7 protein-coding genes are annotated in these 8790 nt (G+C 60.4%); 6 read left to right on the forward strand and 1 reads right to left on the reverse strand.

The genetic code is table 11. The features are described from left to right. The first annotated feature begins 39 nt into the window (after positions 1 to 39). A complete protein-coding gene (locus tag KIH45_RS17560; protein WP_213177303.1) occupies positions 40 to 2055 on the forward strand; it encodes an ATP-dependent helicase in 2016 nt (671 codons plus the stop codon). Between the two features lie 71 nt (positions 2056 to 2126). Then, complete coding sequence (locus KIH45_RS17565; RefSeq protein WP_213177304.1) at positions 2127 to 2579, forward strand: DUF805 domain-containing protein; 453 nt, start codon at positions 2127 to 2129, stop codon at positions 2577 to 2579. An 84-nt stretch (positions 2580 to 2663) separates the two neighbouring features. On the opposite strand, the gene KIH45_RS17570 is transcribed toward KIH45_RS17565, so the two are convergent. After that, the gene (locus KIH45_RS17570; protein WP_213177305.1) at positions 2664 to 3761 is read right to left on the reverse strand and encodes a hypothetical protein; all 1098 of its coding nucleotides are present in this window, start codon (positions 3759 to 3761) and stop codon (positions 2664 to 2666) included. Between the two features lie 168 nt (positions 3762 to 3929). Here KIH45_RS17570 and KIH45_RS17575 point away from each other — a divergent pair, with 168 nt between their 5' ends. The 4 genes from KIH45_RS17575 (at position 3930) to KIH45_RS17590 (ending at position 8771) form a co-directional block, all read left to right on the forward strand. After that, positions 3930 to 6080: a DNA topoisomerase gene (locus KIH45_RS17575; RefSeq protein WP_213177306.1), complete on the forward strand. Its 2151-nt coding sequence runs from the start codon at positions 3930 to 3932 to the stop codon at positions 6078 to 6080. Positions 6081 to 6137: 57 nt separating this feature from the next. Continuing rightward, positions 6138 to 6986: a hypothetical protein gene (locus tag KIH45_RS17580; protein ID WP_213177307.1), complete on the forward strand. Its 849-nt coding sequence runs from the start codon at positions 6138 to 6140 to the stop codon at positions 6984 to 6986. Positions 6987 to 7059: 73 nt separating this feature from the next. After that, positions 7060 to 8046: a Rad52/Rad22 family DNA repair protein gene (locus tag KIH45_RS17585; protein ID WP_213177308.1), complete on the forward strand. Its 987-nt coding sequence runs from the start codon at positions 7060 to 7062 to the stop codon at positions 8044 to 8046. After that, on the forward strand, positions 8046 to 8771 hold the full coding sequence (locus KIH45_RS17590) for a CHC2 zinc finger domain-containing protein (RefSeq protein WP_213177309.1): 726 nt from the start codon (positions 8046 to 8048) through the stop codon (positions 8769 to 8771). The genes KIH45_RS17585 and KIH45_RS17590 overlap by 1 nt, the downstream gene beginning before the upstream one ends. The last annotated feature ends 19 nt before the right edge of the window (positions 8772 to 8790 follow it).

Genomic DNA, 8790 nt, shown 5'->3' on the forward strand with positions numbered 1-8790 from the left:
CTTCCTGTGCCGCCAGACTTGCACAGGAAGGAGCTGAAAATGCAGTTCGATTTCGAAGACGACGATAGCTTCAACGAAACGCTCGCTATCGCTACCACGAACGACCCGAAGCCGAGCGGGAACTCGGTCGACCGCCAGGTCGTCGAAAGGATGCTGGCGGAATTGAGCGACGAACAGCGCGAGGCCGCCATCAAGACGACCAGGAACGCACTGCTGCTCGCGCCCGCAGGCACCGGCAAGACGCGCGTGATGACCACCCGCTTCGTCCATCTCGCCAGCAGCGGCGTTCCGGTTGAACGCCTGCTCATGTGCACATTCACGAATGCTGCCGCAAACGAGCTGCTCGACCGCGTCACCCCTGCAATCTACGGGGACTGCGACAATCTGTGGGTGGGCACGACCCACGCGATCGGCCTGCGCATCATTCGCGAGCACGCCGCAGAGCTCAACCTGTTCAACGTCGACACCATCATGGACCGACAGCAGCAGGAAGAGGTCGTCACCAAGCTGATGTATTCGACCGAACACCCGATGGCCGGCACGCCGAACCAGAAGCCGACCATCGACCGCATCCTGGACTTCATCGAAGAAGCCAAGAACGCGATGAAGTCGCCCGAGGAAGCAGTCGATGCGATCGATGCTGGCGATGTCGACTGGGCGCGTGGCGTCTCGTTCGAGGATGCGCGGGTCTATACCGAGTACGAGCGCTTCAAGCTGGCCTATTGCATGATCGACTACAACGACATGCTCTACCTCCCGACGCGCCTCATCGAGACGAACGAGGAGATCGCGGAAACATGGCGCGGAATGTTCGCGCACGTTCTCGTCGACGAATACCAGGACCTCTCGCGTTCGCAGATCCGCTTGCTCAAGAACATCGTGGGCACCGGTAATGACGCAGCCTGCTTCTACGCCGCGGCCGACGATGACCAGTCAATCTACGGCTGGCGCGGCTCGGACGTGCGGGCAACCATCGATTTCCAGCGCTACTGGAACGAGGCTGACATCCTCCAGATCCGCGACAACTACCGGACGCCCAAGGCGATCTTCTCGCACGCCTCGCGCCTTATCCGGCACAACACGGACCGGCATGCAAAGAACATCCGGACCGCGCGAGATCCCGATGCACTTGTCCGCTCCCTCCAGAAGCAGGACGAGGCAGCCGAGAAGCAGGCCGTTCTCGAAAACATCCTCGAGGGCTGCCGCCGCTTCGACATTCCGTTCGAGCGGGTGGCCATCCTGTGCCGTTCCAATCGCATGTGCCAGGAGTTCGCGAGCTTCTTCGCCGCGAAGGACGTGCCGGTGAACCTGCACGAATCCATCCGGCTCAGCGCAGAACCGATCCGTGCGCTCGTCAACTGGATGCAGATCTCGACGAAGGCGGACAATCCGCTGATGTACGAACAGATCGCCATCTACCCGGAAGTCTATCTGCCCGAGGCAGCGATGATCGATCACGCGGCACGCCTGCAGAAGCGCCACAACAAGCAGCCGAACGGCCCCAAGATCGGCCCGATTGCCATGCTCCTCGAGATGCATGGTCGCGGAAAGACGACGAGCGGATCAGCAGCTCTTGCCGAGAAAATCGTCGAGGTTCGCGCGTTTCTCGAAAACCCGCCGTCGGCGCCGTTCGCTGCTCTGGCTGATCATCTCGGGATTACCGAGAAGGTCGCCAATTCGACGCGCTCGGAAGATCACCAGCTTCCCGCGTTCCTGCGCCTTGCAGACGAGATGGTTGGCCAGATCGGCCTCACCAAGACGCTGGCATCTCTCACCCAGCTCGATCTCAATGCGGGCAAGGACGGCATCAACATCACGACGATGCACGGTGCCAAGGGCCTCGAGTTCGACATCGTCGCGCTTCCCGGGTGGGAGGAAGGCGAATTCCCGAACGCGACGCGGCGCAATCCAAACGACATCAGCGAGGAACGCCGACTGGCCTACGTGGCGCTCACGCGTCCCAAGAAGATGCTCATCGTATCGTGGAGCGGCCGAGATGGCCGTCAACGTCGTCCGTCTCGCTTCCTGACCGAGGCAGGCATTATCCAGTCCTAAACGACCCTGGGGTGGCCATCTTAACAATTAGGTGGCCATAACAGGGACTTGGCACACAAGGGGAAACCAAAATGAACAACATCCTGCTGCCGCATGGCCGTATGCGGCGACTGCACTACTTCGGCCTGTCGGTCGGCTTCAATTTTCTCGGAAAGATCCTGGAGTTCATGGGTGACTTCGGGCTCCTGCTCTCGCTGGCGTTGATCTATCCGGGGATCATGATCACGTTCCAGCGCCTGCACGACATGGGCAAGGGCCCGCAGCTGGGCTGGGTACTCTTTGGCCTGGCCTTCGTTGGCGGCCTATTCCTGGAAGGTGGCGCGCCGCTTTCCGTTATCGGCGGTCTAAGCATGCTCGGTGCCATCGGCGTCGGCATCTACATCCTGGTGACCCCGGGCGTGACCGGACCGAACGAATATGGTCCCGACCCGCTCAATCCCGACATGGAATACGAGGATAGTTACGAGGAGCCAGCCGCGCGCGCACCGGCGACGATTTCTCTCGACAAAAAAGAGGGGGCGTAACGCCCCCTCTTTCCCTTCCTCAACGCAATGGGAGGCGCCGAAGCGCCTCCCACCGAGATAAGGATCACCTCCTTTCGCGCGTGATCAACGGCCCATGCCCGCTGCAGCTTCCTGGCTCAGGGCCGCTGCCATCGCATTCTGCTTCTTCTGACCCTTCGGAGCCGACTTACCTTCCGACTTGCTCGTGTCGGATGCCTGCTGACCCTTGTCGGCTTCGGCCTGCATCTTCTTCGCGGCTTCCTTGGTCTGGATCAGACCCAGCTCGACCATGCGCTCACGCGCAGCGAAGAAACCAGCCGTCAGGCCGATCAGGCGCTTGAAGTCGTCACCCGGCAGACGGGCGAAGTCGGAAGCCTTGCGGCGATCTTCCTCGCTCATCTTGTTGAACTTGTCGGCGGTCAGGCTCGGGTCGAGCTTTTGCGCCGCGTTGATCTGCATCGCGTACTTCTTGCGTTCGAGAGCCTTCTTGCCGGCCTCGGTGATCTTGTAAACCTCCGCGACCTCTTCCTTCGGCGCCTTGGCAAGAGCATCGAGCTGGCTCTTGTGCGTCGCAGCTTCCTTGTCCTTCGAGGGAAGGAAGAAGCCGTTCGCATTGTCGGCGACGAAGTGACGGCCGTTGGCACGCTCCTTCATGACGTCGAGGCCTTCAGCCGTAGTGCGTTCGGAACGAGCCGCACGCGATCCGGCTTCCTTGCCGGCTTCAGCCCAAGCCGCCTTCGCTTCCGGGGTCTGCCAACGCTCGAACCCTGCCGTCGGGCCTTCGAGGTGCTGGAAGGCACCGGCGTCCTTGTTGTAGCGGAACTTGGCGCCGCTTTCCTTGGCATGGGCATGAAAGGCGTCGCGCTCTTCGCCCTTGAGCGGGTAGTAGAGCTTGGCTTCGTCGATCTCGGTGCCAGCCGCCTGCTTCAGGGTGTCGGTGCCTTTCTCAAGCACTGCGCTTTCCTCCTTCGACTTCGCGACCTGCTCGGGAGCAGTGTACTTCGCGAAGAGCTTGGCTGCATCAACATCGTCGGGGACGAGGTCCTCGTAAACACGATAGGCCTTTTCCTTGCGGTCGAACGAGACGGCTCCACGCGGGAAGCCCGCATCGTCAGCCATCTTCTTCATCTCCGCATTCTCGCTCTGCAGCGGGTGCACGAGACCATACTTACGACCTTCTTCAGTGCTCTTATCAAAGTCCATGTGACGCTCCATCCACAAAGTGACTAAACCCTGACATCATCCAGAAAGAGTGGATTTTGTCCTCTTGCCGAATGGTATCACCCCGGAAATATCGCCTGCAAGCATTCCGTTTGAAAAAACTTTGCTCCATCCTAAAAACATAGGATCACCTCGCACTGGGAGCATATGATGAGTTCAAGCGTCCGCGTATGGCTGGCAGAGAAGCCGAGCTTCGGTAAGGATCTTGCCAAGGCACTCGGCAACCCCCGCCGCCTGGACCGGTATGCCTGGGAAACTGACAGGGGCATCGTCGTCGCGGCAGCGGGACACCTGGTCGAACTTGCCGAGCCGCAGGACTACGAGGAGAAGTGGGCGCAGTGGCTGCCCGAAAACCTCCCGATGATCCCGCCGGGTTGGAACTTCCTCTACAAGCGCAATGAGAAGAAGTACGATCGCCTCAAGGGCATCGGTAAATACCTGACCAAGGCCACCGAGATCGTCGTCGCGACCGACGCCGGACGTGAAGGCGAATACATCGCCTGGGCCATCTTCGAATTTTACGACCTTCACAGGCTTCCGAAAAAGCGCCTCTGGACTTCAGGCGCCAACGTCTCGGCAATCGCCAAGGCAGCGAAGGAAGAAAGCCTGCTGCCTTATGACGAGAAGTATCCCCTGGCCGAGGCAGCGCGCATCCGTGCGGAATCCGACTGGGTCGAAGGGCTCAATCTCACCCGCCTGCTTACGACCCGCTACCAGCCGGCCGATTACCGCGAACCGATTTCGGTCGGACGTGTGCAGACCGCGGCCCTTGCGATCATCGTGCGCCGCCATCTCGAGATCGAGAACCACAAGCCGGAGAAGTATTTCAACCTCGCCATCGATGTGACTGCGGCCAATCAGCCGGTAAGGCTAATGCACCGGCCAAGCGAGGAAGACCGGATCAAGGATGCATCCGAGGCTCGGCGCATCATCGACGCTGTCAGGGGCCAGACGATCAGCCTCAAGGTCGACAGCCAGATCAAGAACGAGGCGCCGCCCAAGCTATTCGAGAGCTCGAGCCTGCAGATCCGCGCCTACAACCTGTGGGGCTGGCCAGCCGACAAGACCGAGAAGCTTTCGCAGGCCCTCTATGATGAGCACAAGCTCATCAGCTATCCGCGTACCGACGGCATCCACCTCGAGGACGAGCAGTGGTATGACGTTCGCGACATCCTGCGGAACATCTCGGCCCTCAGCTCGGCAAAGAGCGTCCAGCTAAAGGGCGAACAGAAATTCGCAGACTTCCCGCTCCATGTACCCGATTATGACGGCCTCCAGCCGCGCGATACTGTCTTCAACTCGAAGGCGCTCGAGAAGTCTGGTGCCGACCACCACGGCATCATTCCCACGACGGAACCGGCCAACCTCGACGAACTGACCGAGGACGAGCGCAAGCTCTATCTCCTCATCGTTCGCCAGTTTCTTGCGCAAGTCCTGCCCGACTGCCGCTATGCGCAAAAGAGCATCAGCTGGACGCACGACAGTCGCCGCTTCGCCGCTACGGGCCGCGTCATCAAGATGCAGGGCTGGCGGGTTCTCTTCAACGACGCCGACCAGGCTGCAGAAGCATCCGAGAACGAGGTCGAGCAGGAGGAAGAACCTCAGAACCTGCCTGATCTCAACGATGGCGAACGTGGCCAGATCGACCGCGCATTCGCCGAAGAGAAGTTCACCATCGCTCCGCCCCAGTTCACTGAAGGCTCGATCATCTCGGCTATGCGCGATCTCAACAAGGTCGTGAAGGACAAGGCTCTGCGCGAGAAGCTCAAGCACGCCAAGACGATCGGCACCAAGTCGACGTGGGGCGAGACGATCAAGAAGCTGAAGGACCGGATGTATATCACTTCCCACCGAGGGAAGCTTTCTCCGACAATCCTGGGCGTCGATCTCGTCGCGCTTTGCGACAAGGAACTGCCAACGCTCGTCGACCCCACGGCAACCGCGGCTCTCGAATTCATGCTGAGCGATGTCGAGAAGCGCAAATGCGAGCCGGCCCAGGCCCGAAAGATCCTGCAGTCCCGCAACGTGGATGCAATCCGCCGATGCCTCAACATCGAGAGCGCCACCCTCAGGGCACCGCCGCAAGCGGCCCGCAAGGCCAAGGCCAACAAGAAGTTCGATGGCAAGCCGAAGCCCTTCAAGGATTTCGACGGGGGCAGCCATGCGCTCGTCGTGCCGTTCGATGACCGGGAACAGGTCAAGGCGCTGGGTGGCAGGTTCAATGGTGAAACCAAGCGCTGGCACCTGCCCAAGAAAGAACACGCCGAAGCTGACCTGCGCGGTCGCGGCTGGCTGAAATAGGCATCGTCACCCGTACCGGGATGGCGGTGCGGACCTGACGACAAGGAAGGAAAAGAAATGCGTGACTATGTCCTAGCCGGTGAAGTGGCCGCCATCCTCGGCCTCGACACCAAGACGAGCCCGTGGGCCATCTGGAACAAGATGACCGAAGAGGCCGAAGATCAGGACATTGGCGATCGCGGCCGCTGGCAGGGCCGTCTGGCGCGCGAAATTGCATTCGGCATCGCCAAGGATCACAAGCTGCGCATCGAGCAGAGCCTCGAACCGGCCGTGGCTGAAGGCATCATGCCTTCGCGTGCCTGGAAGATCGAACCGAGCCTGCGGACCGGCGGCCAGCCGGCGGTGCTCGTCGTCCAGATGAAAACCCAGCAGCAGATGTTCGGCTGGAAGGCCCCCGACACCGTGCCGCCAAAGCCGACTGTCCGTCTGAAGGCTATCGCGCTCGCATATGGTGTGAAGCACGTCTTCCTTGGCACTCTCATCGACGGGTATCGCAGCGAACTCTATCACCTCGAGCTCGAAGACGAGCTGGCAGCCCAGATCAGGGCCGAAGTCGGCGAGATGATCCGCATGGTCATCGAAGATGACGAACCAGTCGTCGACTATGATCTCGACCGCTCTGCCATCCGTAGCGGCAAGACCACCGTTCGCGCCGACGCAAGTGCACAGAACATCAAGGCGCTCGCCGCCGAACGCGCCGACCTCGCCGATGCAATCACGAAGGCACGAGGCGGCCTCAAGGGCCACGAACAACGCCGCAACGAGATCGACACCATGTTGATCCATCTCTTGTCCGCGGCAGGCAATGTCGATGTCGGCAGCCAGATCATCTCGATCGAGGAGAAGGGCGGTCGCAAGACCGTGAAGGTGACCGAAAAGAGCAGCGCTGCAGAAGCGCTGTTCTGACCGGAAACTGGAAGGGATTCCCTTTGTTCCTTATTCGTTCTAACTTCTGCGAAGGCGCCACGAGGAGGCTTTCATGACCCGCTACAACGTGAACCAGCATAACGATGAAGCCATCGTCACGGCACTGGATACGCCGATCCCTGCAGAGCTCGTGTCCGAACGCTCGGGCGGAGGCCGCACCACATACAGCTACGTGAAGGGCGACGTTGACGCTGACCGCCTCAACGAAGTCTTCGGACCGCTCGGCTGGGACTGTCAGTCAGGAAAGCCTGAGATCACCCGCTTTGAAGATAAGCGCACGATCAAGAAGTTCGTCGAGGGGCAGAGAACCAAGCAGGACGTCGAAACGGACTGCTGGATCTACGTTGTGACGACGCAGGTCACCCTTCGTATCAAGGCCCGCAGCCCAGAAAGCAGTGATACCACGTTCACTTGTAGCGGTCTCGGCTATGGCGAAGCCGAAATCGGCAAGCACGCCAAGGACGCGATTGCCATGGCCGTAAAGGGGGCGGAAACGGACGGCTTCAAGCGCTGTGCGACCAACCTTGGCAAGGCATTTGGCATGTTCCTGACCTCAGGTGGACACCAGGAAGACATTGTCTACGCGCACAACGGAAACGATCAGGGCCTGAAGCGCGCCAAGCAAATTCGATCCAGGTCCGAGGGCAGGGGAGCGCCGCCTCCTCAGCAGAAGGCCGAGACCGAACGGCCGCGCCCCACTCCCGCTGAGCAGACCCAGGAGACTGCCAAGTCATCTGCAAGTCACGCATCCGGCCCGGCGCCCGAACCGGAAACCCGCCAACCCCGTCGCGGATCGCGGCCACAGAGAACGCCGAATGACAATTTCAACCTCGATAGCGAGCCGGTCACGCGGGAAGACCAGATCGACTGGGGTGCGACCTTTGTGAGGAAGCTTTCAGAGCGCGGTTCCCCGCATGAGCGGGAAGGCATGGTCCTGCTTCACCTTCGGACGATCAACAGCCTCGATGGCCAGATCCGTGACCGCCTGCGCAGCACCGCCACAGATCATGGCATCGACATCGACAGGATCGCGGCCTGATGTCTCTCAACGACTGGTCTGCATCGGAAGTAGCTAAAGCCGTTGGCGGCTCGGGGCGCTCAGCGCCGCGCAAGACTTCCAAGGGCTATTCCGTTTGCTGTCCTGCCCATGCAGACCGGACCCCGTCGCTGTCATTGACCGATGGCTCTGACGGGATGCTTCTCTATTACTGCTTTGGCGGCTGTTCTCAGGCAGAGGTGAAGGCAGCTCTCGAAAGCACGCTTGGCATCGACAGCAGCGCGCCCGCCAGCACAAGCGAAAAGCCGAAGAAGAAGAAAGTCGTCGTTCCGATCGAGGACCCCATCGAAGCACTGATGCCGGTTCCGGCCAATGCGGTTCGTGGGACTGCCGACGATTTCTGGCATCACGCTCTCGGCCTTCCGAGCAAGGTCTGGACCTACAAGCTCGCAAACGGCGAAACGGCTGGCTTCATTGCGCGCTACGAGACCGACGCCGGCAAGGAGGTGATTCCCTGGTCGTGGACACGCGACAACAAGACAGGAGAGGAAAAGCTCCGGCAAAAGGCGATGCCTTCGCCAAGGCCGCTCTACAATCTCGAAGAGATCGTGGCCCGTCCCAATGATCCCATCATCTGGAACGAGGGCGAAAAGGCAGCAGACGCGGCCAAGAAGCTTTTCCCGGGCTGGGTGAGTACGGCCAACCCAGGTGTCGCGTTGCCCTTAAATCTGAGACACGACGCGTTCGGGGATATTTTTTGCCCTTAATTATGAGATTCCACTGCCA

Origin of the sequence: Croceicoccus gelatinilyticus (genome assembly GCF_018398395.1) — a bacterium.
GTDB lineage: Bacteria > Pseudomonadota > Alphaproteobacteria > Sphingomonadales > Sphingomonadaceae > Croceicoccus > Croceicoccus gelatinilyticus.

What these genes read in the sequence shown, in the direction of transcription:
- KIH45_RS17590 (WP_213177309.1), top strand. Translation starts at nt 8,046, where the DNA reads ATGTCTCTCAACGACTGGTCTGCATCGGAAGTAGCTAAAGCCGTTGGC.
- KIH45_RS17585 (WP_213177308.1), top strand. Translation starts at nt 7,060, where the DNA reads ATGACCCGCTACAACGTGAACCAGCATAACGATGAAGCCATCGTCACG.
- KIH45_RS17560 (WP_213177303.1), top strand. Translation starts at nt 40, where the DNA reads ATGCAGTTCGATTTCGAAGACGACGATAGCTTCAACGAAACGCTCGCT.
- KIH45_RS17580 (WP_213177307.1), top strand. Translation starts at nt 6,138, where the DNA reads ATGCGTGACTATGTCCTAGCCGGTGAAGTGGCCGCCATCCTCGGCCTC.
- KIH45_RS17570 (WP_213177305.1), bottom strand. Translation starts at nt 3,761, where the DNA reads ATGGACTTTGATAAGAGCACTGAAGAAGGTCGTAAGTATGGTCTCGTG.
- KIH45_RS17565 (WP_213177304.1), top strand. Translation starts at nt 2,127, where the DNA reads ATGAACAACATCCTGCTGCCGCATGGCCGTATGCGGCGACTGCACTAC.
- KIH45_RS17575 (WP_213177306.1), top strand. Translation starts at nt 3,930, where the DNA reads ATGAGTTCAAGCGTCCGCGTATGGCTGGCAGAGAAGCCGAGCTTCGGT.